This is a genomic window from Rhizobium hidalgonense (assembly GCF_005862185.2).
Taxonomy (GTDB): Bacteria; Pseudomonadota; Alphaproteobacteria; order Rhizobiales; family Rhizobiaceae; genus Rhizobium; species Rhizobium hidalgonense.
Genome location: NZ_CP054027.1, coordinates 3,847,410 through 3,870,487, shown reverse-complemented (window position 1 = coordinate 3,870,487; position 23,078 = coordinate 3,847,410). Strand labels below are relative to the sequence as shown.

Here is a 23,078-nt window from a genome sequence, read left to right as displayed (position 1 = left end):
CGCTAGGCTTCGTTTTCGGCTGGTGATCCGTGCTTACATGCTTCCCAGATTGTTCTTCGTCCATAGCGCACCTCCCCGACCCGAAAACACGCTTTATATGGCGGTTGGCCCACTGCTTTAGATTTCACGAGAGTCCGCAGCCCGACGCAGCCGGATTTACTTCCGTACCCACAACCTTACCCGCGATCTTTCCCTACGGCTACAAGCGAAAGCTCCGGCGAGCTATTCCTTTCCTGCCCCGCCGTTCCGCGGCGTCGGCGAGCAGGGCACGGTCGTCGCCCCCATTTGGCCGTCGACCAGGCCGCCGGAGGCAGGATCCCCGACGACGCAGCGCCTTTTAAAAATCCTGAACGAATTCACACGCCAGCAAGGTTTTGCCAGGCAACGCATCTCCCTGGCGAGCGACGATCGAGACCTTTCCGGGGCCGGCAAGCCCAGGTTCGGGCTGCTGATCTGCCGGAAGCGCGCGCGAATAGCCTTTGGTGGATGTTCCGAGTAGGTCCGAGGTCTCCGGCTTCAAGCCGTATTTTGCCGCCAGATCGTCAGCGCGTTGGCCCTCGACCAGAATTCCGACGGCGTTGCTGGCAAAGAACACCTCGGTGGATTTGAAGCCGTCGCGGCCGATCTCAGTCGGGATCTTGTAGATCGCCGCACCGAGCGACGAGGTGTCCGGCTTGGCCAGAGCTTCCACGGCATCATAGATCTCCGTCGCCGAAGTCATCGTATAGGGCGGCTTGCACAGGGCCGCGTCAAAGAACTTTGCATTCGCCGAAGCCGCCATAAGGTTTTCGGCCTGGAAAATCTGAAGAGCGGCGCAGAGCGAGAAGGCAGCGGCGCGAAGGAATTTGGCGTTGTGCATGAAATATTCCCGAGAATGGCTGTAGCGGGTCGCATTCCTTTGCGAGTGCCAGATGCTTACGGGATTCGAAATGGCATTGCCACCTTGAGTTTAATTTTTGGCCTTCTCCAAAGGGCCGCCGGATGTTTAACTGAGGTTCGACGGCAGGCCCGGGGAAAGCCTTGCCGCCGAAGCTTGATCGCAAGCAGCTCGGCCCATTGCCATGTGCGCAGTCTCTTTGATGCGGCCCATGCTGTGATGGGCGGCTTCGCCTGTCGAGACGGAGATTGACGCAGTGTCCTTACGACGGCAGGAGAGCCATGATCGCAGCCTATATCGACGAAATCATCATGTTTTGCGCCGGCCTGTGGATGACATCAGTGGGCTTTGGTTATCTGCCGATGCCAGGCTATTCGGCCACCCCGCCGTTGGTTCGCCATTTCAAATGGATGGGTCCGATGCTGCTTGTCATCGCCATCATTCTGGCCGCCGCCTCATAGGCTGACCGTCTTCGGAAGGGCAGGGACTCACCCTGGAGTGAACAGATGAACGATATCTTGGCCTGCCCCTCGTGCGGATTGGACAAAACAGAGGCGATCGTCCACCGCGGCTCGTACATTCTGCGATGCGCCGCCTGCGGCGAAGCGATCGTCGCGACGTCCTTCATGGCGATCTCCGACTTGGAACATCAGTTTTCAGCCTTTGCCGATCCGGGTCCCGGGAAACGCCCTGGGCCGGAGACGCTCATTGCGCGTGGGCCGCTGCGGCAAATCTCACCGACAATCAGCGATGCGGCGCGTGAGGGAGCGCTGATCCTTCTGATCCCTGAAGGCGCACCATAGCTTCTTCTCTTTATGTCTGTTGGCACCCCGTACCGCTATGCATCAGTCGAGCGACAGCCGGGCTGCACACCAGTGCCATACCGCATCGACGGCCCTTCGCGGCGATGACGAACGTTTGCGGATCAGGAAATAGTCGGGTTCGATCGTCGTTGTCGCATCCGTCACCTGCACCAGCCGCCCGGCCTCGATATCCGCCGCCACGAAAGCCCGGCATGCCAAGGCGACGCCCTGGCCGGCGAGTGCCGCATCCAGCGCCAGCGTCGTGTGGTTGAACACCGCACCCGGCAGCTTCTCGCGCGATTGCAGGACGAGCGGCCAGGGGCTGACTGTGTCGTGCAGCAGCGGCAGTGTGCGAAGTGCCGCGGCCGTCAGCGGAAGCGCCAAGCCCTTGACCAAATGGGGACTGGCGACGGCGACGAGTTCCTGGCGAAACAGCAGCCTTGCCTCCAGGGAGGCCGGAAACGGCCGGCGGGTCAGCCGCACGGCAATGTCCACCTGATCGCGATCGAAATCGGACAGCGCCTCGGTGGCGACCGTTCGCAGTTCAACGTCGGGAAGGGCCGCCTTGAACTCGGCAAGGCGCGGGATCAGCAGCTTGGCGGCGACAGTCGGGGTGACGCTGATCGTCACGGCGTCCGGCCGTGCGAGAAGCCGTCCGGTCGCCTCACCGAGCGTATCGAAGGCGCGGCTCACATCGGAAAGATAGGCAGCGCCCTGCGGGGTCAGGGCCAGGCCGCGCGGGAGGCGCTGAAACAACATCAGGCCGAGTTGATCTTCCAAGGCGCGCACCTGCTGCGCCACCGCCCCCTGCGACACCCCTAGCTCCTCGGCGGCGGCGCGGAAATTCAACCGGCGGCCCGAGACCTCGAAGGCGCGAAGGGCGTTCAGCGGCGGCAGCGTGCGGCGAGGTTGGATCATTGGTTTTTCCCGGGAGGCAATCCAGTAGATTTTCTACAGTCTGACACGTTTCTTTCTGGCGCGAAAGTCGATGCGGTCTCTGGCATACTGCTGCGCAATTCAACGATTGGAGGCTCTGATGCCGAACGAAAAAGTCGCTCTCATCACCGCAGGCGGTTCCGGCATGGGTGCTGCCGCTGCAAGGAAACTGGCTGCCGACGGCTATCACATTGCGGTGCTCTCCTCGTCGGGCAAGGGCGAAGCGCTCGCCAGGGAATTGGGTGGTGTCGGCGTCACCGGTTCGAACCTGGTGAACGATGATGTCAAGCGGCTCGTCGATCTGGCAATGGCGAGATGGGGGCGGATCGACGCATTGATCAACTCAGCCGGCCACGGCCCGCGCGCGCCGATCCTCGAAATATCCGACGAGGACTGGCACAAGGGTTTGGAGGTCTATTTCCTCAGCGCCGTGCGGCCGATCCGGCTGGTTGCGCCGATCATGGAAGCGCAGGGCGGCGGCGCCATCGTCAATATCTCGACGGCATGGGCCTTCGAGCCGTCGCCGATGTTCCCAACTTCGGCGTTTGCCAGGGCGGGGCTCGCGACCTTCACCAAGATCTTCGCCGATACTTATGCGGCCAAGAACATCCGCATGAACAACGTCCTGCCCGGCTGGATCGACAGCCTGCCCGCCACCGACGAACGGCGTGACAGCGTGCCGATGGGCCGCTACGGCACGGCCGAGGAAATCGCGGCGACGGTTGCCTTCCTGCTCTCCGAGGGCGCCGGCTATATCACCGGCCAGAACATCCGCGTCGATGGCGGCATTACCCGCTCGATCTGAGCCGCGCCATGGAGATGGAGCATGGAGGCGCGCCGCTGACCCTCGCCGATATCGATGCATCGACATGGCGAGAGCTGGAAGCGGCGGCGGCAAACCCGCAGTCGGGTTTCCGGTTCTTGAACCTCTGCTCCGTCGACGCCGAGGCGAGGCCACAGGCGCGCATGGTGGTGCTGCGGCGTGCTGACCGGTCTTTGCGGCTGCTGGAATTTCACACCGACATGCGCAGCCCGAAATGGCAGGAGCTTTCGGCAAACCCGCATGCCACGGTGCTCGGCTTCTGGCCGCAGACGCAATTGCAGTTTCGGCTTCAGGGCACGGTCGAACGCCATGCCGCCGGCGGCGACCAAGCCGACGCCGCCTGGGGCAAGCTCTCAACTTGGACACGGATGACCTATGCCGGCGGTCCGCCCGGCGACGAGCGTGGCTTTGACACGATCGATGAGGCGGCTCTATCCCGTCCCGTGGATGAGGCCGAGGGAAAGCCGCATTTCGGCCTGTTGATCTTTCGCGTCCGGACGCTGGACTGGTTCCAGTTACGCCGGCAGGGCAATCGCAGAGCGCTGCTGACCTATGACGAGACGGGCGCTCTTGCCGCCAGCCGATGGGTCAATCCATGACAGGGATCGGCGGCCCTCACGGGCGCAGCCGCACGACAATTGAAGCGCCGGGAATCCGCAACTGTTGGCAAACGCCTCCGCTCCAGTCTCCGCCCCAAGATAGCGAAGCGAAAAACTATTGAGCGGTTGGCTAGTTGCCTTCCAACATCTCTTTCCGCTCCTCCGCTGCGCTCGAAGCTGTCACATAGCCACTGCAAAGGAGAAATGAGCACTCGTCCGGATCGCCTATTTGCCATCCTGGCCAGCAGAGCGCGACGCGACGGAATTTGGCGTTGCAGAGTCCGTGATTTGCCAGCGCGCGCGGATCATGCCCGAAATAAACGGCTTTGTCGCGAGTCCATTCAGGCACGGCTTGCCAATCGGCGTCGCCGCCCTTATCGCTCAACTAACCGACTTGGCAGGACTTCCAATTCGATATCACGATCGGCTGATCGCAAGGGAAGGCCTGCACGGCGCTTGCGAAAAAGACGGATAACAATACCAGCAATCGCTTGCCGTAAACCACCACGCTCACCTTCCCTCGATCGACCATTCGCATCGTGCTCCCACCCCTGAGATTCAGCACTCTGATCCGAGCAGACGCAATCGGAGAATATAAGATCCAAACTAAGAATATTTTCCTAGGTCATGGATCGCTCTTGCGCTAGCGTGTGCGCAATTGCAACCATGGAATGTCGGATGTCGAGCAAATTTTTCTCTACCGGCGAGGTCCTCGCCCAGGCGAGCCCAGGCCGTCGCCTGTTTTGCGAACAGAATTGCCGGTCGCGCAGCACAGGCAGATTGCCGAAGGGTCGGCCGGCAACAGGGGCGAGGGGCTGATGGTGGAATTCAACCCTCGTGACAAGAGCCGAACCAATGCCGGAAAGACGCGGGCGATGGTGCGCAAGCATACCGCCCCGCCGGGCGGGAGCGATGACGGCAGCCATCGCTGGCAGTGGCTGACGATCCAGCTGCTGGAATCGCCGCTTTCACGACATTGAGCGCCAATGCCTGCCGGGCTTTCTTCCGCATCGTCATCGAACACACCGCCCACGCAGCACTCGAGAACGGCAAGCTGGTCGTGACCCATCCGCAATTCGTGTCCTACGGCGTCACCGGCGAATATGTCGCCGATGCACTGGACGAGCTGGAATATAAGGGGCTCATCAAGGTGCGCCGCGGCCGGGCCGGCAGCGGGGTCGCGCATCCCAACCGGTTCACGCTGACATTTGTCGGCGATTTTGAAGGTGCGCCGGCCACCGATGAGTGGATGCGGTGCACGGCCGAAAACTGCCGCAAATGGTCCGAGACCGATCGTAAGCTTGCCGCCGACAAACGCGGACGCCTCGGTCGGAAGAAAAAAACCTCACTTCGGAATCCCGAAATACTGCCGCTTCGGGATTCCGAAATCCGCCGCGCTTCCTGAGGGGTGAGTCCGGGAGAATATTGAAGCATTTCAATGCCACAGCCAATTTCGGGATTCCGAACTGCTATATAGCGTTTGGTGGGAGTTGCCTACGAAGGCACTTTGCCACGATCAGAAACTCCGTCTCCCGCCCGCCGATCCTTCCGGCCGAAGTCGTGCGGAGCAGCAGGCCGAAAGCCTCGTAAAGCCAATAAAGTGGCGGAATTCGGCTCTTGAGCGCATGCACCTGGGTCGACACATACTCGCCGACGAAGACGATATCCATGCCGAGTTCCTTCAGCGTCCCGGCAATCTCCGAATGGGACGCCTCTGCGGCATGCTCGACGCGAAAGGGGGCATAGCCCGGTTTGCCGGCATTTTTCTGCCTGAGGACATAGCGATAGAACAACACGTGGCTCCACCAGGGCGTGAGGTCGGTGAAGATCCCTTTGGCCGAGCTGAGGATTGGACCCTTGACGAACACCAGGCCACCGGGAGACAGGGTGTCATGGGCTCTCAACAGGGCGGCGCGCGGGCTTTCCAGGTGTTCGAGAACGTCCCAGAAGACACAGGCGTCGAAGCGGCGATCGCCGTAGTCTATGGTTTGAGCATCGCCGAGGATGCGCTCGGCGGCGTCCCTGTTCTTCTCGAGCTGTTCCTTCGAGATGTCGAGCACCGTATATCGCGCGCCCTGCAACGGGATATGGGTGCGAGAGCCGCCGCCAACTTCAAGGATATCGGTGTTGATTTTGCTGGAAAACGCCGATTGCGCATGCGACAGCGCGTCGTTTACCCACGGCGAAGCCATAATCTTCCTCCCCCCGGATAGATTAGTGTCTACGACTATAAGTAAGCATTAATATAATATTTAAGCAATATTGAAACACCCAAAGTCGGTTTGCCTAGTTTCGCGCAACCTTGCTGATGTACCCGCTGCTCTGATGATCTCAGAGGCGCTTCGGCCGGAGGAATGCATGATGGTGGGAATTTTTCGGGCTCTGGCAGTCCTGGCGGTGATGACGGCGCTGGCCGGCTGCATCGACCACGCCAATGATCCGGTGCTGCTGGCGATCGGCGTGCCGGTCAATCCGCCTGCTGTTGCGCACAGCCTCTGCATGACCGACGGCAACGCCATGTATCGCGAGGCGAGGAACCAGTATCATCTGCGTGCCCAGCTGACCGGCTATGTCGATGCCGATGAGTTGGAGGCGGAAACGACGGCGCGCGCCGCTGCCCATCGGCAATATGTCGCCTGCCTCTCCGGCCAAGGCTACCGGACATTATACGCCTATTGAGACCAGAGAATTCACGTTTCTGCCCCAGCGCCGTTTAGCCCGTCTGCCGATCGCGACTTTTCACGTTTTTTGCCGATTTGGTCACGCCGGATCGCTTGCAATCACAAGTTCCGGAAGTTGCATGTGAGCCCGGAACTCGGGCCTCGGGAAAGGTATTTTCTTCACGTAAATCCACGAAGGAGGGTTTATCATGAAGATGTTCAGACTTGCCCCTTCCACCACAGCACTCAGCGCTTTCCTCGCCCTGGCGTCAACTGCTCCAGCGCTGGCGGCCCCCGTCCAGACCGTTCAGCCGCCCGATCTCCTGGCGGTGAAAATGGAGCAATATAAATCACATGCCGGATCCTGGCATGGTTATCAGGGCTTTCGCACCGAGCGCCCCGGCACCCGCCGCCATTCCGACGGCTACTGGTATCCGCTTGCCGCCTTCGGCGTCGAATCCGGTGTCACCGGCTCCATCGTCCGCCAGCCGGTGAACAGACCGGCAGCCCCGGAAATGTGCAACCCTACGTTTTCCGGATCGATCGGTCCCGGCAGCATGCCCTGCGATAACGGCCATTGAGCCGGCAAATGAAAAGGCGGCGATGAGCCGCCTTTTTCTCGTTCGTGGTCCTCGCTCACATGTCCGTGATTCCTTCTTTGACACCGTGGTTTGTGACAGATCGTCTTCCTAACTCGGGGGCGTAAATTCCCCTGAATCCTCCCCAGGAGACGATCATGACCACCAGTTTCAAGACCGGCCTGATGGCTGCAGCGCTCGGTGCAACCCTCGGCCTCTCGGCCCTTTCAGCCGCGGCCGCTCCCCTCCAGTCGAGCGCGACAGAGCATGGCGCGACTGCACGCCCGGTTGCCCAGGAAACCAAGCTTGAGCACGACAGGCGCACCACCGGTTCGATCGGCGAGCGCGCGGAAAGCACGGGCTCGACCCACTATATGATGAACCCGAAGAAGCCTCTCAACATGGATTGCAAGCTCGGCTTCAACCCGACGAGCAGTTCCAGCTGCAATTACTGACGAGGCGCTCGGCCATTCGCAATCGCGAGCGGCCGTGCCGCGCAAGTACAAGGTGACGCCGGCTTTCGATATGAAAATCGTGGGAAACGCCTGTTCAGGCTGGTGATTGACGCGTATGCCTTGGAATTGCCACGCTCGCCGCGATGGTCGTATTTCATAATCAATCGAATTTCAGACAGGTGGGATAATCATGACTGCAAAGGCTGCATGCGCCGATTTCCTGCATTTTTTCCGCTCCTGGATTAGCAACCCGCTTCGGGTCGCCGCCATCGCGCCCTCGGGCGATTCGCTCGCCAGGATCATGACCAGTGAAATTGCCGCACTCGACGGGCCGATTATCGAGCTCGGTCCCGGTACCGGCGTCTTCACCCGGGCGCTGCTGGCGCGCGGCGTCAGCGAGGCGGATCTGACTCTGATCGAATACGGTCCGGAGTTCATCACCGCGCTGCAGGCGCGTTTTCCCACCGCGCGCGTGTTGCAGATGGATGCGGCGCAGCTCGCTCAGGCCGATATTTTCGAGGGCGAACCGGTCGGCGCGGTTGTCAGCGGCCTGCCGCTTCTGTCGATGTCGCCGCGCAAGATCGCCTCGATCCTGGCCGGCGCCTTCACCTATATCAGGCCGGGCGGCGCCGTCTATCAATTCACCTATGGTCCGCGCTGCCCGGTGCCCCGGCCGCTCCTCGATCGCCTCGGCCTGGAGGCGGTGCGCATCGGCGGCACGGTGCGCAACCTGCCGCCGGCCTCCGTCTACCGGATTTCGCGCCGTGAGCCACTGGAATTGTCGCGCGAGCGCTTCAACTATCGTGAGAGCGATCCCGAACTCGACGCTATCGCCGCCTTCTCAAACGAGACCGGCGGCTGAACGATGACGCCGCGCCGGAAGGGCTGAGAACAGGCGGAAGCAAGAGGCGGAAGGCCGGCAGATGGGTCCTCGGTCGCGGTGGCGATCACCGCAACCGTCATCGCCCCTGTCGCCGAACGTGGCCTGGCGCTTGGTGACCTCATCCATCGCTCGCCGGCGCTGAACGCCCGCGACCGGCTGAAATGTGCCAGGCTCGAACCGGCGGCACCTCGCCGCTCCACCGACTTTGACCAATTTCATTGACCAGGAGAGAAAAGATCATGTCCAGTCACAACGCAGCCAAGTCAGGCACCTTTAAGATCGGCGGCGAGATAGAGGTCAACCGCCTCGGTTTCGGCGCCATGCGCGTCACCGGCAAAGGCATCTGGGGCGAGCCCGACGATCATGCCGAATCCATCCGCACGCTGAAGCGGCTGCCGGATCTCGGCGTCAACTTCATCGATACCGCCGACTCCTATGGCCCCGATGTCTCCGAATGGCTGATCAAGGAGGCGCTGCATCCCTATGGCGGCAAGTCGATCGTCGCCACCAAGGGCGGCCTGACCCGCCACGGCCCGGATATCTGGATGCCCGTCGGTCGGCCGGAATATCTGATCCAGCAGGTACATAAGAGCCTGCGCAATCTCGGCCTCGAGCAGATCGATCTCTGGCAGCTGCACCGCATCGATTCGAAGGTGCCGGCCAAGGAGCAGTTCGATGCGATCAAATCGCTGCTCGACGGCGGTCTGATCCGCCATGCCGGCTTGAGCGAAGTGTCGGTTGCCGACATCGAGGCGGCGTCGAAGCACTTCAAGGTGGCGACCGTCCAGAACCGCTACAATCTCGTCGACCGCACCAGCGAGGACGTGCTCGATTATTGCACCAAGCACAATATCGGCTTCATCCCCTGGTATCCGCTGGCCGCCGGCGACCTCGCCAAGTCAGGCTCGCTGCTCGATACCATCGCCAAAAAGCACAATGCCGTCCCGAGCCAGATCGCGCTCGCCTGGGTGCTGAAACGCAGCCCGGTCATGCTGCCGATCCCCGGCACATCCAAGGTCAAACACCTCGAGGAAAACGTCGCGGCAGTGGACATTGCACTGTCGGACGAGGAATTCTCGGCGCTGGATGCCGAAGGCCGGAAGGTCTTCAAGGCCGCTTGAGGCGAGAGTGTAAACCGACAGCGGCCCGTCTGGTTGTTCGGCCGGGCCAGCCCCTCATCCGCGTTCCGGCACCTTCTTGCCGCTTGCGGGGCGAAGGGGATGTGCCGAGACCTATCAGTGCCTTGCGCAGCTCTCGCAGCGCACTTCCCCTCTGCCCGCATGGGTGAGGGGGCCGTTATCTGCGCGAACGGTCATTTAGTGCGGGCTCATCCAGGCGAAATTTTCGGCACAATTTTGACCGTCCGGTCAAAGATGCTGCAAAATGAGGCGTCGACCTGTCATTTATAGGGCAAGCATTGCATCCACTGCATTGCTGCATTGCGGTATTTTCGCTATTCCCGATCAAATGAATGGGGTACATATATCTCCGTAAGCAGCGCACTCCTCCTCCCAGCGCTCTTACATCGGACTGACAACACTCCTCCTCCCAGTTGTCAGTCAGGATCAAGAGCCTGGCGCACCTCCTCCCGCGCCAGGCTCTTTTCTTTTGTCCACCCAGGTACTCCACCGCACGCAAATTTGACTCGGCAAGCCTCGTCGGCCTATTTGAACGGGCGCCGCCTGTCCGGTGCGCGCACCGGTTGGAGTTTAGAGCCTTTCCGGGCTAGATTGCAGCATTCTGTTGGCTCAAACGGAGTCGGATGGTCGACCGGCCGGCGCGCGTCGTAGCCCGGCTCTACGGCCAAGCCGGTCGGTCGATCAGCCGGCCCGTTTCAGCCAACCCGAAGGGCCGGGCATCTTTCCGCCAGGATCAAAGGCAATCGGCTCGGACGTACCAAAGGGTATGCCCTTCGCCAATCGCCTTTGCCCTGACGAAAACCTGCTCCGGCAGAATGCTTCAATCTAACCCGGAAAGGCTCTCTCATGATCGGCAAATGGCGCGGCTCGCGGGCGGCTCTGACAGGTCTGCTGCTGGCGGCGATGGCGCTCGCCGGCTGCGGCGGCAGGCCGGTCGGCGTCATGCAGGCGGCCGGCACCGTGCCGCCGGGCACGTCGAAGGTCGATCTGCTGGTGGCAACGACGCGCGCTGCCGACGACAATCCCGCCGTGCTTTTCTCCGGGGAACGCGGCACCGGCTTGACCGTCAATGCCGTCGATATCTCGATCCCGCCGGAGGCCAACCGCAAGGTCGGACAGGTGCAATGGCCGAAGCGGCTGCCGGCCGATCCCTTGCGCGACTTCGTCACCGTATCCGTCGATCCGCTGGAAGGTGAGCGGGCGGGCGAGACCTGGCTGAAAGGCCATATGCCGAAGAGCCGCCGCGTGCTGGTCTTCGTGCACGGCTTCAACAATCGTTATGAGGATGCGGTCTACCGCTTCGCCCAGATCGTCCATGATTCGCATGCCGACGTCGCGCCCGTCGTCTTCACCTGGCCATCGCGCGCCAGCATCTTCGATTATAATTACGACAAGGAAAGCACCAACTATTCCCGCGATGCGCTGGAGGAACTGCTGACCCGCACCGCCGCCAATCCCGCCGTCAGCGACGTCACCGTCATGGCCCATTCGATGGGCACCTGGCTGACCGTCGAAGCGCTCCGGCAGATGGCGATCCGCAACGGTCATGTCGCGTCGAAGATCAACAATGTCATCCTTGCCTCGCCGGATCTCGATGTCGACGTCTTCGGCCGCCAGTTCATGAGCCTCGGCAAGGACAAGCCGCATTTCACCATCTTCGTCTCCAGGGATGACCGGGCGCTGGCGCTGTCCCGGCGCATCTCCGGCAATGTCGATCGCCTCGGCCAGATCGATCCTTCCGCCGAACCCTATCGCAGCAAACTCGAGGCGGCCGGCATCACCGTGCTCGATCTCACCAAGCTCAAGGGCGGCGACCGGTTGAACCACGGCAAATTCGCCGAAAGCCCCGAAGTGGTGAAGCTGATCGGCGACCGGCTGATTGCCGGTCAGACGATCACCGATTCCAATGTCGGCCTCGGCGAAGCCGTCGGCGCGGTGGCGATGGGCGCTGCCCAAACGGCCGGAAGTGCGGTCAGCGTCGCCGTCAGCACGCCGATCGCGATCTTCGATCCGCGCACCCGGCGCAACTACGATGCGCAGCTGAAGCGTCTCGGCCAGTCGATGGACAATACTGTCGGTTCGGTCGGCGACAGCGTCGGTGCCGGCCTGCCGGCAAGCCAGTAAAAATCTCATAGGCATCGCCGCCGATCTGATATATCAGGTTGACGAACGGCAATCTTGTCTGCCGTGTGGGTGGTTTGACAACATGGCGGATGAGACGAAAAAGCGGGTGGTTGTCGTCGGCGCGGGCGTGATCGGCGCCTCGATCGCCTTCGAATTGCAGCGGCGTGGCCTGCAAGTGACGCTGGTCGACAAGGGTGAGCCGGGGCGCGGCACGTCTTACGGTAATATGGCGAGCATCGCGCTCGATTTTGTCGCCGGCTCCGGCCCTTCGACCTGGAAGAAAATGCCCGGCTGGCTGCTCGATCCCGAAGGCCCGGTCTGGCTGCGGCCGTCCTATGCGGCAAAGATGCTGCCCTGGTTCCTGCGCTTTCTTGCGGCCGGCCGCCCGTCGCAGCTTCGAGCGATCGAGGACGCCGGCATGAACCTGTCGCAGCGGGCGCTCGGCGATTTCAGGGAGATGCTCCAGGCGATCGGCGCGTCCGAGCTGATGACCGAGGAGGGGTGCCTGGCGATCTACGAGACCGAGGCGGAATTTGCCGCCGACCGCGGCCATCTCGCGATGATGCAGCGCTATGGCCTCGAATTCGAGGTGTTGAGCAATGGCGCCATCCAATATTATGAGCCGGCCCTTTCGCCTTCGATCGCCAAAGCCGTGCTGCTCCCCGACAACAAGTCGATTCGCGATCCCTATCAGCTGGTGGTCAAACTCGCCGACGCCGCGAAAGCCGCAGGCGCCGCCTTCGTCTCCGGCTCTGTGAGGAACATCGAGCGCAAGGGCGATGGCACCGCCGTCGTTCTCCTAGAGGACGGCAGCCGGATCGAGGCGGATTCGGTGGTGCTCGCCGCCGGCGTCCACACCCGTTTCCTTGCCGCCAAGCTCGGCGAGCCGATCCCGCTGGAAACCGAGCGCGGCTATCACACGCAGATCATGAAACCCGGCATCTCCATGCGCTATTCGATGATCTGGCCGGCGCGCGCCTTCATGGTGACGCCGACGGCGGGTGGCATCCGCGTCGGCGGCAATGTCGAACTCGCCGGACTTGACGCCGCCCCCGATTTCCGCCGCCCGCGGGTGCTCGTGCGCCATGCCCAGCGGGCGCTGCCGGGTCTCAAAGTCGAGGAGGCGACGGACTGGATGGGCCATCGCCCGGCGCTGCCCGATACGATCCCGATCATTTCGCCGTCGTCGAAGATGCCGGGGGTTTTTTATGCGACCGGCCATGGCCATCTCGGCCTGACCTACGCGGCAACGACAGCGCGGCTGATCGGCGATATGGTGAGCGGCACTAAGCCGCCGGTCGACATGACCCCGTTCCGCATAGACCGATACTGATTTAGAGCAATTCCAGGAAAAGTGTTTTGCCGGGAATTGCGTTAAAACAAAAAGTTACAACCGCATCGACGACGTCACCCGTCCCGTCTGAACCGGAGTTTCGATATGAGATGGAAGCGCACGATCCAGCTGCTGGATGTCCATGCCGAAGGCGAGATCGGCCGCGTTGCGATCGGCGGCGTGCCGAAGATCCCCGGCGACACCATCGCCGCCCAGCTGCATTGGCTGAATACCGATCCGAAGGGCGACGAGCTGCGCCGCTTCCTTTGCCTGGAGCCGCGCGGCGCCCCGATCGGCTCGGTCAATCTGCTACTGCCGGCACGGCACCCGCAGGCCGACGCCGCCTTCATCATCCTGCAGCCCGACCAGGCGCATGCGAGCTCCGGCTCGAACTCGATCTGCGTGACGACCGCCCTGCTTGAATCCGGCATCGTCGAGATGCAGGAGCCGGAAACAATCGTGACGCTCGAAACCGCCGCCGGCCTCGTCAAGGCGGTGGCGACCTGCCGCGACGGGCGCTGCGAGAAGGTGAAGCTTACCATGGTGCCTTCCTTCGTGCATGAACTCGACGTCGAGATCGACACGCCGCATTGGGGGAGGATCAAAACCGATCTCTGCTATGGCGGCATCTTCTATGCGCTGGTCGATGTCGGTCAGATCAATCTGAAGATCGAGAAGGCCAATGCCGCCGGCCTCGTCCAGGCCGGCATGATCCTCAAAGAACTGATCAACCGCGACATCAAGGTCGTCCATCCCGAGATCCCGGCGATCTCGGGCGTCGCCTATGTGATGTTCCGCGATAGCGAAGCCGACGGCACGGTGCGCACCTGCACCACCATGTGGCCAGGCCGGGCCGACCGCTCGCCCTGCGGCACCGGCAACTCCGCAAATCTCGCCGCGCTGCATGCCCGCGGCAAGGCGAAAGCCGGCGATGTCTTCACCTCGAAATCGATCATCGGCTCCGAGTTCGAGGTCGGCCTGCAGGCCGTGACCGAAGTCGCAGGCCGACCGGCGGTCATCCCCACCATCACCGGCCGCGGCTTCACCTTCGGCCTCACCCAGGTGGCGCTCGACCCCTTCGACCCGCATCCCGGCGGCTTCGCGCTCACTGATGTCTGGGGGCCTTCGGCCGGGGAGATTTGATCTTCAGCGGCATGTTCCGTCGGGCGGATCGAACGCACCGCTTCCGGGCGAATCATGCTATCAACGGCGTTGCAAAATCCTGGTGCCACCGTGATCTGCGGGCGATCTCCTCGATCGGCGCCGGTCTGCCAAGCAGATACCCCTGGCCGATGTCGCAACCGAGATCCTGAAGCCTCTGGAGCTGGCTTTCCTCTTCGATGCCTTCGGCGGTTATCGTTACGCCAAGCCCGGTGCCGAGAGCGATAATGGCCTTGATCACCTTGTCCTGCTTGTCATTGGTCTCGAACGAGGCGACGAAACTCCTGTCGATCTTGATCTTGTCGAATCGATAGTTGGACAGCTGGGAGAGGCTGGAATAGCCCGTTCCGAAGTCGTCGAGCGCAATCCTGATCCCCGCATTCACCAGATCGTCGAGGACGATTCGTGCCGTGGCGGCGTCCTGGATGATGGCGCTTTCCGTCACCTCAAGCTCGACCCGGTGCGGGGGGAAACCGACATCGCCCAATATTTTGAGTATCCGTAAGCCGAGCAACCGGTCGCTCAGTTGGATCGGAGACAGGTTGAAGGACAGAACAAGCTCGTTTGGCCAGGAAAGCGCATCGGTGCAGGCGCGGCGCAGCAGATGGTCGGTCAACTCGACGATCAGACCGGCCTCCTCGGCCACCGGAATGAATTCGCTCGGCGGGATGAACGCGCCTGATGCAGTCTTCCAGCGCGCCAGCGCCTCGAAGCCGATAATCTTGTTCGCCTTCAGGTCGACGAGCGGCTGATAATAGGGAACGATCTCGGCCTTCCTGATCGCCGCGCGCAGATCCCCCTCTATTCGAACCCGTTTCGCCAACTCGTCCTGCATCGAAGGCGCGAAGGGCTTCACCAGATTGCGCCCCTGCTTTTTCGCGACATACATGGCACAGTCCGAATGCCGGATGACTTGACCGAGGTCGTGACCGTCCTCCGGATAAAGGGCGAAGCCGACACTGGCGCCGAGGTCGACGGCGGCGCCGTTGAAGGTGAACGGTTTGCCGATCACGCTGACGATGCGGTCCCCCAAGGCGGCAAGATCGGGATTTCCAACGCGCCGCGCCAGAACGACGAACTCGTCTCCGCCAAGGCGGAAAACATGATCGCGGGGAAAGAGGGCGCAGAGCCGCTGCGCAACGGTCTTCAGCACCGCATCGCCGTGATCGTGCCCCAGCAGGTCATTGACCTTCTTGAAGCCGTCGAGATCGATGCTGAACACGGCATAGGTTTCGTGTGCCCTTTGATCGCTCATCGCCTGAGCGCATATCGAATCCAGAAATCTGCGGTTGGGCAGCTCGGTCAGCGTGTCGTGGCAGGCAATCCAGTCCACGTTCTTTTCGGCCTGCAGCCTGCGATTGACCTCCTTCGAAAGATCCCGGATCCGCAGCGCCGAATAAAACAGCCCCAGAAAGCCGGAGATGTTCAAGGCAAGGAGCGCGTGGTCCAGCGGATAGTCGTGATGCCGCTCGATGAACTCATCCAGCCCCTCATGCCAATGGAAGCACCAGGACAGACAGAAGAGCAGCAGGAAGAACAAAAGCCAGGCCAGGGTCTCAATCTGGGTTCTAGTCGCCTGGATGCGCGGCATGGGAATAGGCTCCTGTTGGGTGGAGAGCCATCATGGCCAGTTCATAACCGCATCGTCCCAGGCGGTGGTCGAAGACCGCCCAACTCATTCGGGCGGAATTAAGAAGCCGGCTTGCCGTGGTTGATTGAAAGCGCACCCGCCGACATGTCGCAAAGATTTTTCTGAACGCCGAAGGTTAACGCTGGGTTGCCTAGCCGCAGGTGCGGACATTTTGATTCGCACATCGGATAGATTTCCCGCAAATCGGACGAGGCCTGACCACGCCCAACTATCACCGGTCGCGGCTTCCGCCTGACCGAGGCGGCACCTGACCCTCACCGATCCGCATCCCGGCGCCTTCGCTTTGACGGAATCCGCTCGACGTCTGGCTGCTGCAGAGCTTGGAAGCCGTGCTGGCGCAGCGCCAGTGGCTGGCCGCCGGGCAACTCACCGTCGCCGATATCCTGATGACCGACGCGCTCCGCGTCCTGTGGTTGCGCCGGGCATCGGCATCAGCCAAACGAGGTTAGAGCCCGGATTTCGGAGCGTCTGTGGCCTGGCGCGGAGGCCGCGTGCAATGCGCGCTCCGCGTAGCTGCACAGCAGCGCAGGATCGTCGATCACATGTGCCGGGACTGCGTAGTAGCGGCGAACCGTCACCTCCCTGCCGGCAGCGCCGTAGCGGAACGGTTCGGACCCATCTGTCTCGAACTCCGTGCGCATCGCGTTGTCGACGCGGAGATACAGAATGCCCTTCATGACAAATCCGAACTGCAGGCCGTCTCGGACCAGGGCAGATCCGCCGAAAAAACGCTTGATATCGATGGAGCCGGCTGGGGCGATCTGGCTCGCAAAGTCGAGCGCCAACCCGCGTGTCGCTGCGCTATTCATGGCCGCTGCTCCGGCGGCGGATTGAAGAAGCCGGTAATTGCGCCGAACCGGCCTCCGGACATTACCGCGAAGCTCGTGCCGGTTTGCAAGACAGTCTCGTCTTCGTGGCGCAGTTCCCAGTGTGCCAGCGACCGTTCATTGTGATGGAGAACACTCAAAATTTTGAACCGGCCCGCCGGTACGCTCTCCTTGAAGCCGGCCATGTAAGCCGAGAGACCGGCTCGCCCCGCGATCGCTCCATTCGGATCGCAATACGTCACATCGTCAGCAAGGCAAGCCGACAATTCCGGCTCGCGCGCGTCAGCATTCAGCGACCAGATGGCCGCGTATCGATTCCATAATGCCTCAGGCGTCATAACAGTGTCTCCAGTTGATTGAATTCGTCTTCAATCGCCAGCCGCAAGCCGGCCTTGCCTTCGCCACCGCGAATGAGCACGAGAAGGCCTTGATAGACGGCAAGAAGGCGTATGGCTGTCCTGTCGGCCCTGGCTCCATCCGCGTCTCGAGCGAAGGTCGGCGGCTCGCCGAGCCTTAAGCGGAATGTTGTGCGAAGCAGGCCGAGCGCGGCCTCGACACGGGGATGCGGATTGACGCCACCTCCGAACTCCACCGCCATGTTGGTGATCAGGCAGCCGAGCGAGGCATCGTCGGGCTCGTGCAGGAGCGACAGGAACAGTTCGCGCAAGCCTCGAAGCCCGCTTCCCGGCGGCGCAAACCGCTCGATCCGTCCTTCCAGCACCGTCCGGTTGTAATGTCCGAATGCCGCATCGAAGAGGCCGGCCTTGTCGCCGAAGGCGTGATAGATGCTTCCGCCTTTGAGGCCCGTCGCCTCCTCGAGATCTCGGATCGATGCAGCTTGATAGCCTTGCTTGCGAAAGATGTGCATCGCCCCCGTCAGCACAGCCGCCTCATCGAATTCCCGCGATCTGCCCATGATTGCCCCGATTCTTTATCATTTGTTCTAGAATGACCGATCAAGAATTGAAACGCAACCACCGTCCATGACTTTCTGCGAAAATCCTCATCTGGTCGGTCTCGGACCGACTGCTGGAAATCTCGCCAGGGCAGGGCGCATCCCGGGATGGATCAATCTGCCAGCATCTCATCCGCCAGGCTGTAGCAGTGGCTCGCCTGATAGGCGTTTCGGCCGCGGTTCATGTGCGTCACATTGAAGGTCCGAATGGCACGCAGGATGCGGCGCTCCGCGAGGAATTTGCGGATCGAGGCGGCGCCCCGCACATTGATGCCGAAAATGTCGTCGCCGCGCGGATAAAAATAACTGACGTCTTCGGGCGTCGTGACGCACTGCTCGAGAAAAGCCTCGTCGACACCGCCCTGCGCGGGGGATTGGTCCGTGGCGAAATGCGAAAGATGCACCAGGCATCGCGCCCGCAGGTCCTCGCCGTCGGCGTAGAGCGTGAAAAGCTCCATCCAGCTCGCATTGATGCGGATGAGCGGCTTGTCGGACGTCGAGGGCAGACACGAGACCGACCAATAGTGGCGCTCGGTCCTGCGCGGGATGGGGAGGCAGCTTTGCCCATAGAGCCTCAGAATTTCCAGAAGGTCCTGCGCCTGCGGGCGACGAAGCAGCTTTTGGAAGCGGGCGACGTACTTGAAGCGCTGTTCCAGTGACTCCGAGCGCTCTTCGGCGTCGACCAACTCCGCCTCGCCGTCTATCCAGTCGCGCTGCTGCTCGAGATCCAGAAACAGGCGCAAACCGGTGCTGTTGCGGCGAGGGGTCGTGCCAGGTGCCATATGAGATCGTGTCCCCATCGCATCATCGGCCCAGTCCCGAATGCGCAGCGCCCGGCTTAGCCAGCGCTTTGCCCGCGCGGTGAGCCCAGCGCACCGGCCGCACAATAGCATCGATCGAGCGAATGGCGAGGAAATTGGCAATGCGGCTGGTGAAGCTTTGTCTCGCGACACTCCACCTTTGCATTCGCCTTCCCGGCAGAACGAGCAGGCGATTGCTTTCGGCCCCAAAAATTTCGCTTGACAACTATGATGACGAATAACATTAATAATTATGATGACGGTTATCATTAAAAGTTGGAATGACTGGTTGGCTGCCGCGTGCTGCGCAACTGCGGTTGATACGGAAGGTAGGGGCAAGGGCGATGATTGAGGCAAAGGCAGCGGCACGATGAAAAGCCTGCGCCTGCGCCGAGCGTGCTCAAAACCTCCGACCGAAACCCGCGATCCTAGGCTTGCCGGTTCGCGCGGGATGATGGAGTAAATGATGAACACTTCTGTCAGATGCCTTGGGCCTGCTACGTGCTACGCTGAGGCATTATCTCCGGGTATGGCCCGACGCAGCCCGGGCGCGCGGCTGGTTATCTACGACGCCGGACATGGCGGGATTTTTCAGAACCACGCCGATTTCGTGCCGAAGGCATTGTCGTTCCTTGGCGCCTGACCCCACAAAAACTTCGAATTGGAGAAAGCCCTGTGAAGGCATTCGTCGTTGATAAGTACAAGAAGAAAGGCGCTTTGCGCCTGGCCAACCTGCCCGAACCGGAACTGCAAGACAGTGATGTCCTGGTGCGGATTCAGGCCACGGCCGTGAACCTCCTGGACTCCAAGCTCCGTGACGGAGAGTTCAAGCTTGTTCTTCCCTATCGCCCGCCCTTTATCCTGGGACATGACGTTGCCGGAACGGTTGTCAAAGCCGGCCCCAAGGTCAGGCGGTTCAAGGTTGGTGACGAGGTCTATGCCCGGCCGCGCGATCATCGGGTCGGTACGTTCGCCGAATTCATCGCCGTCGATGAGGCCGATGTGGCGCTGAAGCCGAAAAACCTTAGCATGACCGAGGCGGCATCCCTTCCACTGGTGGGTCTGACCGCGTGGCAGGCGCTGGTCGAAGTGGGCAAGGTCAAGCCCGGCCAGAAGGTTTTCATCCAGGCCGGCTCCGGCGGTGTCGGGACGTTTGCCATTCAGCTCGCCAAGCACCTCGGCGCGACGGTGGCGACGACGACCAGTGCTCGCAACGCCGAGCTGGCCAGAAGTCTTGGGGCGGATGTGGTCATCGACTACAAGACGCAGGATTTCGAAAAGGTTTTGTCGGGCTACGATCTCGTGCTGAACAGTCAGGATCCGAAGACGCTGGAAAAATCGCTGGCTGTGCTGAAGCCGGGTGGTCAGCTCATTTCCATCTCGGGTCCGCCCGATCCCGCTTTCGCCCGGGAGCTCGGCCTCAACCCGTTCCTGAAACTGGTGCTGCGCCTGCTGAGCCGAGGCGTTCGGAAAAAGGCCAAGCGTCTCGGCATCGGTTATGCATTCCTGTTCATGCGCGCTGAGGGGCGGCAGTTGGCTGAGATCGCGCGCCTGATCGAACAGGGCGTGATCCGACCGGTCGTCGACAAGGTGTTCCCGTTCGAGAAGACCGGGGATGCCCTGGCTTATGTCGAGACCGGGCGTGCGAAGGGAAAGGTGGTCATCACGGTTGCAGCGTGATGCCGGAAATTATCAATAGAATGAACTTCATAACGGAGTCCGATCCGGCCGACGTGCTACCTCGCCTAACGGCTACGATCTGGAACTCGCGACGACCAGACTGGAGCAGGGGCTGGCGGATTTGTTCGCTTTCGGCAGGCCATTCATCACCGACCCGGATCTTGTCGAACGCCTCGAAGCCGGTGCACCACTGGCGAATCTCGGTATGGCGACGCTCTAAGCGGCGGCGCGGCGGGTTATACGGACTATCTCACCATGGTCGCGCCGGTTGGCGCCTGACGGGCATAGGGGCCGCTCATACGCGGCCCTCTTGTACCCGCGTCCGATTTTCGATGGCGTCGCGGCAATCCGCTCGGCAGGCGTCGAGCAGTTCGTCCGCCAGCGGGGAATCGTCCGGGCAGGCCCTCGAAAGCACGATTGCGCCAACGGCCTGAGCGAGGATGGTGATGGCTTGCGCCCGCCCGCTGGTGCCGGAAGGGTGATTGCGTGCAATGCCCTGCTCAAGTGCACGCACGAGATTATCTATTCCTGCAGCAAAGACGGCCTTCGTTTCCTCAGGTTGCCGAGCTGCATCACAACTCAGCGCCGCGGCCGCGCACCCCTGGCCGCGGCCATCCCGGTGTTCGCGCGCGAGATAAAGCTCCATGACGGCGAGAACGTCATGACCGGCATAGCGCTTCAGGGTCTCGCTCAAACCATTCTCGGTTGCCTCCGCGATCAACTCCTCCTTGGAGCGGAAGTGATTGTAGAAGCCGCCATGGGTGAGCCCCGCGCGCTCCATCAACTCCGCCACCCCCACGCCATCGAACCCGCGCTCGCGAAACAGCTCTGAGGCGGTGGCGACAATCCGTTCGTAGTTTTCCTGCTTCTTTTCCTTGGTAATCCGCACTTTACAGCCCTTTCGACCGCCATGCCCGAGCTATGATGTCGTATGTCATCATAGCTCGACTCATTGATGATGTACATCATTAATGATCGGATCTCGTGCGTGATCCCGAAGCGATTGCTTGTGGCTGCAACGATTAACGAGCGGCGCTGGCCTTAGTCGGCCTAGTAAACGAATGGATCCACCTCGGCTGCCTGGGCGCCCGCTTCTTTCGGATAGATCACCCCCTTGCGCAGAATGATATTGGCATAGAGCCTCGGCTCGCTGGTCTGGATCAGCGCATGGGCGGCCTTCACCCTGCCGTAGAAATCCTGGCCGATCAGCGGCACCACCTGCCGGTGCGGCTCGTGGTGGGCGCAGCAGTCGATCATCTCCTCATGCACCGGATCAAGCTTGTCGCGCTCGGCCTTGACGGTCGAGCGGAAGATGGCCTCGGGCACGAAATCGTCGATCGGCAGCACGCTGAGCACGGCGTTGAGGACGGGGATCAGGCGGTGGCCATCGAGCCGGATCAGCCGGCGGGCATGTTCGACGCCCGGATAATTGCCGTCGACGATGGCGATCTCGTCGCCATGGCCCATGGCCCGAAGTGTGAAAAGCAACTCCGGGCTCAACAGCGGGTCAAGTCCTTTCAGCATGGTCTACCTCCTTGAAGAGAACGTTCTGGTCGGTGAGGTAACGCGCAAAGATCGGCAGGCTGGCGCCGCCGATGGCGCGTGCCTGCGCGCCGACCGCGCCCTCGATGATTTCGGGCATGACGACGCCCTGCAGGTCGAGCTTGGCGGCTTCGTCGATGGTTGCCTGCACCATGCGGCTGCGCACCCAATGGGGAAAACCGCCGTCGATAACGGCGGCGCTGAAATCGACGATCGAGGCTGCAGCGACGATCGCCTGCGCCAGCGCCTTGGCGCTGTCCTGGATCCAGGCCTCCATCGGTTCGCCGAAATCCACCCAGTCGTCGGCCGAATACCACAGCGGCTCGGGATCGATGTCGCGCTCGCGCAGCATGTTTTCGAGCACGAAGATCGAGGCGATTTCGAGAAGCTGCTTGGTCTCGCCGTTCTTGCCGCGCACCGGCAGCGGCCCGATTGCGCCTGCCGTGCCTGTACGGCCGGAAAAGATCGCCGAATTCAGCACGATGCCGCCGCCGATGAAGGAGCCGATGAAGAAATAGACGAAATCCGGATAGGATGGCCCGACGCCGAACACCAGCTCGGCCCCGCAGGCGCTGGTCGCATCGTTCTGCATGAAAACCGGATGGGAAACACTTCCGGCGATATCGGCCTGCAGGTCGACGTCGCGCCAGACCTCCATGGCGCCCGCCGGCGCGCCCACCTCTTCGGCCCAGTTCCAGAGCTCGAAAGGTGCTGCGATGCCGAGACCGGCGATGCGGCCGCGCTGCTTGTCATCCAGCCGGCCTTCGAGCTCCTCTATGCCCGAGGTGACGAAATCGAGGATTTCCTCCGGCAGCGGATAGGCATAGGTCTTATGCAGCTGCATGCGGATACGGCCGACAAAATCCATCAGCACCAGATCGGCGCTGCGCCGGCCCATCTTCAGCCCGAAAGAATAGACGGCGTCGGGATTGAGATGCATCGGGATCGACGGTTGGCCGACCCGGCCGCGCACCGGCGCGCCCCGCGACAGTAGCCCTTCCTTTTCCAGAACCCGCATGATCACCGAGACCGTCTGCGCCGACAGCCCGCTGCGGCGCGCGATATCGGCCTTCGACAGCGCGCCGTAGAGACGCACCAGCGACAGCACGAGCCGTTCGTTATAGGCCCGGACCCTGACTTGGTTCGCACCGCCGGCCGGATTGAGAATTGGCGGCGGGACCGATGTGTGTTCCGGTCCATCCAAGGACGACATGGCCGCTCCTCCCGAGCGTTGGCCCCCTGCAGGATTGCT

At 61.8% G+C, this 23,078-nt stretch carries 25 protein-coding genes and 5 pseudogenes; 18 read left to right on the top strand and 12 right to left on the bottom strand.

Annotation, left to right across the window (positions count from 1 at the left end):
• Nucleotides 1–337 precede the first annotated feature (337 nt).
• Complete coding sequence (locus FFM81_RS18810; protein WP_138385423.1) at nt 338–859, bottom strand: hypothetical protein; 522 nt, start codon at nt 857–859, stop codon at nt 338–340.
• Between the two features lie 299 nt (nt 860–1,158).
• Here FFM81_RS18810 and FFM81_RS18805 point away from each other — a divergent pair, with 299 nt between their 5' ends.
• Together FFM81_RS18805 and FFM81_RS18800 are read left to right on the top strand one after the other, a co-directional pair.
• On the top strand, nt 1,159–1,338 hold the full coding sequence (locus tag FFM81_RS18805) for a hypothetical protein (RefSeq protein ID WP_003570720.1): 180 nt from the start codon (nt 1,159–1,161) through the stop codon (nt 1,336–1,338).
• A 45-nt stretch (nt 1,339–1,383) separates the two neighbouring features.
• On the top strand, nt 1,384–1,680 hold the full coding sequence (locus FFM81_RS18800; RefSeq protein WP_138385424.1) for a eukaryotic translation initiation factor eIF-2-beta/eIF-5 family protein: 297 nt from the start codon (nt 1,384–1,386) through the stop codon (nt 1,678–1,680).
• 42 nt (nt 1,681–1,722) lie between these two features.
• Here FFM81_RS18800 and FFM81_RS18795 read toward each other — a convergent pair whose 3' ends face one another.
• On the bottom strand, nt 1,723–2,598 hold the full coding sequence (locus tag FFM81_RS18795; protein ID WP_097533635.1) for a LysR substrate-binding domain-containing protein: 876 nt from the start codon (nt 2,596–2,598) through the stop codon (nt 1,723–1,725).
• Between the two features lie 118 nt (nt 2,599–2,716).
• Here FFM81_RS18795 and FFM81_RS18790 point away from each other — a divergent pair, with 118 nt between their 5' ends.
• Nucleotides 2,717–3,421 carry an SDR family oxidoreductase gene (locus FFM81_RS18790; RefSeq protein ID WP_003570716.1) on the top strand — a complete coding sequence of 235 codons (705 nt, stop codon included), beginning with the start codon at nt 2,717–2,719 and terminating at the stop codon, nt 3,419–3,421.
• Between the two features lie 35 nt (nt 3,422–3,456).
• Nucleotides 3,457–4,038, top strand: coding sequence for a pyridoxamine 5'-phosphate oxidase family protein (locus FFM81_RS18785; protein WP_025415233.1), 582 nt, complete (start codon nt 3,457–3,459; stop codon nt 4,036–4,038).
• Nucleotides 4,039–4,168: 130 nt separating this feature from the next.
• Here the strand turns inward: FFM81_RS18785 and FFM81_RS32785 are convergent.
• Nucleotides 4,169–4,576, bottom strand: a pseudogene (locus FFM81_RS32785) (hypothetical protein).
• A 280-nt stretch (nt 4,577–4,856) separates the two neighbouring features.
• On the opposite strand from FFM81_RS32785, the pseudogene FFM81_RS18780 reads away from it, so the two are divergent.
• Nucleotides 4,857–5,443 (top strand): annotated as a pseudogene (locus tag FFM81_RS18780) (hypothetical protein).
• Between the two features lie 64 nt (nt 5,444–5,507).
• Here the strand turns inward: FFM81_RS18780 and FFM81_RS18775 are convergent.
• On the bottom strand, nt 5,508–6,230 hold the full coding sequence (locus FFM81_RS18775) for a class I SAM-dependent methyltransferase (protein ID WP_138385425.1): 723 nt from the start codon (nt 6,228–6,230) through the stop codon (nt 5,508–5,510).
• Between the two features lie 166 nt (nt 6,231–6,396).
• Between FFM81_RS18775 and FFM81_RS18770 the strand changes: the two genes are divergently transcribed.
• The 9 genes and pseudogenes from FFM81_RS18770 (at nt 6,397) to FFM81_RS18730 (ending at nt 14,353) form a co-directional block, all read left to right on the top strand.
• The gene (locus FFM81_RS18770) at nt 6,397–6,717 is read left to right on the top strand and encodes a hypothetical protein (protein WP_138385426.1); all 321 of its coding nucleotides are present in this window, start codon (nt 6,397–6,399) and stop codon (nt 6,715–6,717) included.
• Nucleotides 6,718–6,907: 190 nt separating this feature from the next.
• Nucleotides 6,908–7,279: a hypothetical protein gene (locus tag FFM81_RS18765; RefSeq protein ID WP_025415236.1), complete on the top strand. Its 372-nt coding sequence runs from the start codon at nt 6,908–6,910 to the stop codon at nt 7,277–7,279.
• Between the two features lie 155 nt (nt 7,280–7,434).
• Complete coding sequence (locus tag FFM81_RS18760; protein ID WP_003570702.1) at nt 7,435–7,731, top strand: hypothetical protein; 297 nt, start codon at nt 7,435–7,437, stop codon at nt 7,729–7,731.
• 190 nt (nt 7,732–7,921) lie between these two features.
• Entirely contained in the window at nt 7,922–8,593 is a 672-nt protein-coding gene (locus FFM81_RS18755; RefSeq protein WP_003570701.1) for a class I SAM-dependent methyltransferase, read from the top strand.
• 39 nt (nt 8,594–8,632) lie between these two features.
• Nucleotides 8,633–8,791: pseudogene (locus FFM81_RS18750) on the top strand (TetR family transcriptional regulator); the annotation flags it as partial.
• Between the two features lie 62 nt (nt 8,792–8,853).
• Nucleotides 8,854–9,735, top strand: a complete 882-nt coding sequence (locus tag FFM81_RS18745) for an aldo/keto reductase (protein WP_025415237.1) — start codon at nt 8,854–8,856, stop codon at nt 9,733–9,735.
• A gap of 864 nt (nt 9,736–10,599) precedes the next feature.
• Nucleotides 10,600–11,877, top strand: a complete 1,278-nt coding sequence (locus tag FFM81_RS18740) for an alpha/beta hydrolase (RefSeq protein ID WP_128398350.1) — start codon at nt 10,600–10,602, stop codon at nt 11,875–11,877.
• Between the two features lie 82 nt (nt 11,878–11,959).
• A complete protein-coding gene (locus FFM81_RS18735) occupies nt 11,960–13,210 on the top strand; it encodes an NAD(P)/FAD-dependent oxidoreductase (RefSeq protein WP_128398351.1) in 1,251 nt (416 codons plus the stop codon).
• Nucleotides 13,211–13,315: 105 nt separating this feature from the next.
• A complete protein-coding gene (locus FFM81_RS18730; RefSeq protein ID WP_138385427.1) occupies nt 13,316–14,353 on the top strand; it encodes a 4-hydroxyproline epimerase in 1,038 nt (345 codons plus the stop codon).
• Between the two features lie 52 nt (nt 14,354–14,405).
• On the opposite strand, the gene FFM81_RS18725 is transcribed toward FFM81_RS18730, so the two are convergent.
• The gene (locus FFM81_RS18725; RefSeq protein WP_138385428.1) at nt 14,406–15,962 is read right to left on the bottom strand and encodes a putative bifunctional diguanylate cyclase/phosphodiesterase; all 1,557 of its coding nucleotides are present in this window, start codon (nt 15,960–15,962) and stop codon (nt 14,406–14,408) included.
• A 389-nt stretch (nt 15,963–16,351) separates the two neighbouring features.
• On the opposite strand from FFM81_RS18725, the gene FFM81_RS18720 reads away from it, so the two are divergent.
• Nucleotides 16,352–16,471 (top strand): hypothetical protein, encoded by a 120-nt coding sequence (locus FFM81_RS18720; RefSeq protein ID WP_343073719.1) that lies wholly within the window; start codon nt 16,352–16,354, stop codon nt 16,469–16,471.
• Here FFM81_RS18720 and FFM81_RS18715 read toward each other — a convergent pair.
• From FFM81_RS18715 to FFM81_RS18700, 4 genes are all read right to left on the bottom strand, one after another.
• Entirely contained in the window at nt 16,454–16,831 is a 378-nt protein-coding gene (locus FFM81_RS18715) for a TfoX/Sxy family protein (protein WP_003570694.1), read from the bottom strand. The genes FFM81_RS18720 and FFM81_RS18715 overlap by 18 nt on opposite strands.
• Nucleotides 16,828–17,187 carry a nuclear transport factor 2 family protein gene (locus FFM81_RS18710; RefSeq protein ID WP_003570693.1) on the bottom strand — a complete coding sequence of 120 codons (360 nt, stop codon included), beginning with the start codon at nt 17,185–17,187 and terminating at the stop codon, nt 16,828–16,830. The genes FFM81_RS18715 and FFM81_RS18710 overlap by 4 nt, the downstream gene beginning before the upstream one ends.
• On the bottom strand, nt 17,184–17,765 hold the full coding sequence (locus FFM81_RS18705) for a TetR/AcrR family transcriptional regulator (RefSeq protein WP_138385429.1): 582 nt from the start codon (nt 17,763–17,765) through the stop codon (nt 17,184–17,186). The genes FFM81_RS18710 and FFM81_RS18705 overlap by 4 nt, the downstream gene beginning before the upstream one ends.
• Before the next feature lie 152 nt (nt 17,766–17,917).
• Nucleotides 17,918–18,586 carry a hypothetical protein gene (locus FFM81_RS18700; protein WP_003570691.1) on the bottom strand — a complete coding sequence of 223 codons (669 nt, stop codon included), beginning with the start codon at nt 18,584–18,586 and terminating at the stop codon, nt 17,918–17,920.
• A 538-nt stretch (nt 18,587–19,124) separates the two neighbouring features.
• Here FFM81_RS18700 and FFM81_RS32775 point away from each other — a divergent pair.
• From FFM81_RS32775 to FFM81_RS18690, 3 genes and pseudogenes are all read left to right on the top strand, one after another.
• Nucleotides 19,125–19,247 (top strand): annotated as a pseudogene (locus FFM81_RS32775) (alpha/beta fold hydrolase); the annotation flags it as partial.
• Between the two features lie 32 nt (nt 19,248–19,279).
• Nucleotides 19,280–20,284 carry an NADP-dependent oxidoreductase gene (locus tag FFM81_RS18695; RefSeq protein ID WP_138385430.1) on the top strand — a complete coding sequence of 335 codons (1,005 nt, stop codon included), beginning with the start codon at nt 19,280–19,282 and terminating at the stop codon, nt 20,282–20,284.
• Between the two features lie 67 nt (nt 20,285–20,351).
• A pseudogene (locus tag FFM81_RS18690) lies at nt 20,352–20,563 on the top strand (alkene reductase); the annotation flags it as partial.
• A 16-nt stretch (nt 20,564–20,579) separates the two neighbouring features.
• Here the strand turns inward: FFM81_RS18690 and FFM81_RS18685 are convergent.
• The 3 genes from FFM81_RS18685 to FFM81_RS18675 all read right to left on the bottom strand — a co-directional run bounded on the left by FFM81_RS18685 (nt 20,580) and on the right by FFM81_RS18675 (nt 23,039).
• Entirely contained in the window at nt 20,580–21,173 is a 594-nt protein-coding gene (locus tag FFM81_RS18685) for a TetR/AcrR family transcriptional regulator (RefSeq protein WP_003570689.1), read from the bottom strand.
• Between the two features lie 161 nt (nt 21,174–21,334).
• Nucleotides 21,335–21,808 (bottom strand): RbsD/FucU family protein, encoded by a 474-nt coding sequence (locus tag FFM81_RS18680; RefSeq protein WP_003570688.1) that lies wholly within the window; start codon nt 21,806–21,808, stop codon nt 21,335–21,337.
• Nucleotides 21,792–23,039 carry an ROK family transcriptional regulator gene (locus FFM81_RS18675; RefSeq protein ID WP_138385431.1) on the bottom strand — a complete coding sequence of 416 codons (1,248 nt, stop codon included), beginning with the start codon at nt 23,037–23,039 and terminating at the stop codon, nt 21,792–21,794. Before FFM81_RS18675 ends, FFM81_RS18680 begins: the two co-directional genes overlap by 17 nt.
• Nucleotides 23,040–23,078: the final 39 nt, after the last annotated feature.

Bases quoted from the DNA above. Each gene is read 5' to 3' on its own strand.
- FFM81_RS18810 (WP_138385423.1), bottom strand. From the start codon at position 859: ATGCACAACGCCAAATTCCTTCGCGCCGCTGCCTTCTCGCTCTGCGCC.
- FFM81_RS18805 (WP_003570720.1), top strand. From the start codon at position 1,159: ATGATCGCAGCCTATATCGACGAAATCATCATGTTTTGCGCCGGCCTG.
- FFM81_RS18800 (WP_138385424.1), top strand. From the start codon at position 1,384: ATGAACGATATCTTGGCCTGCCCCTCGTGCGGATTGGACAAAACAGAG.
- FFM81_RS18795 (WP_097533635.1), bottom strand. From the start codon at position 2,598: ATGATCCAACCTCGCCGCACGCTGCCGCCGCTGAACGCCCTTCGCGCC.
- FFM81_RS18790 (WP_003570716.1), top strand. From the start codon at position 2,717: ATGCCGAACGAAAAAGTCGCTCTCATCACCGCAGGCGGTTCCGGCATG.
- FFM81_RS18775 (WP_138385425.1), bottom strand. From the start codon at position 6,230: ATGGCTTCGCCGTGGGTAAACGACGCGCTGTCGCATGCGCAATCGGCG.
- FFM81_RS18770 (WP_138385426.1), top strand. From the start codon at position 6,397: ATGATGGTGGGAATTTTTCGGGCTCTGGCAGTCCTGGCGGTGATGACG.
- FFM81_RS18765 (WP_025415236.1), top strand. From the start codon at position 6,908: ATGAAGATGTTCAGACTTGCCCCTTCCACCACAGCACTCAGCGCTTTC.
- FFM81_RS18760 (WP_003570702.1), top strand. From the start codon at position 7,435: ATGACCACCAGTTTCAAGACCGGCCTGATGGCTGCAGCGCTCGGTGCA.
- FFM81_RS18755 (WP_003570701.1), top strand. From the start codon at position 7,922: ATGACTGCAAAGGCTGCATGCGCCGATTTCCTGCATTTTTTCCGCTCC.
- FFM81_RS18745 (WP_025415237.1), top strand. From the start codon at position 8,854: ATGTCCAGTCACAACGCAGCCAAGTCAGGCACCTTTAAGATCGGCGGC.
- FFM81_RS18740 (WP_128398350.1), top strand. From the start codon at position 10,600: ATGATCGGCAAATGGCGCGGCTCGCGGGCGGCTCTGACAGGTCTGCTG.
- FFM81_RS18735 (WP_128398351.1), top strand. From the start codon at position 11,960: ATGGCGGATGAGACGAAAAAGCGGGTGGTTGTCGTCGGCGCGGGCGTG.
- FFM81_RS18730 (WP_138385427.1), top strand. From the start codon at position 13,316: ATGAGATGGAAGCGCACGATCCAGCTGCTGGATGTCCATGCCGAAGGC.
- FFM81_RS18725 (WP_138385428.1), bottom strand. From the start codon at position 15,962: ATGCCGCGCATCCAGGCGACTAGAACCCAGATTGAGACCCTGGCCTGG.
- FFM81_RS18715 (WP_003570694.1), bottom strand. From the start codon at position 16,831: ATGAATAGCGCAGCGACACGCGGGTTGGCGCTCGACTTTGCGAGCCAG.
- FFM81_RS18710 (WP_003570693.1), bottom strand. From the start codon at position 17,187: ATGACGCCTGAGGCATTATGGAATCGATACGCGGCCATCTGGTCGCTG.
- FFM81_RS18705 (WP_138385429.1), bottom strand. From the start codon at position 17,765: ATGGGCAGATCGCGGGAATTCGATGAGGCGGCTGTGCTGACGGGGGCG.
- FFM81_RS18700 (WP_003570691.1), bottom strand. From the start codon at position 18,586: ATGGCACCTGGCACGACCCCTCGCCGCAACAGCACCGGTTTGCGCCTG.
- FFM81_RS18680 (WP_003570688.1), bottom strand. From the start codon at position 21,808: ATGCTGAAAGGACTTGACCCGCTGTTGAGCCCGGAGTTGCTTTTCACA.
- FFM81_RS18675 (WP_138385431.1), bottom strand. From the start codon at position 23,039: ATGTCGTCCTTGGATGGACCGGAACACACATCGGTCCCGCCGCCAATT.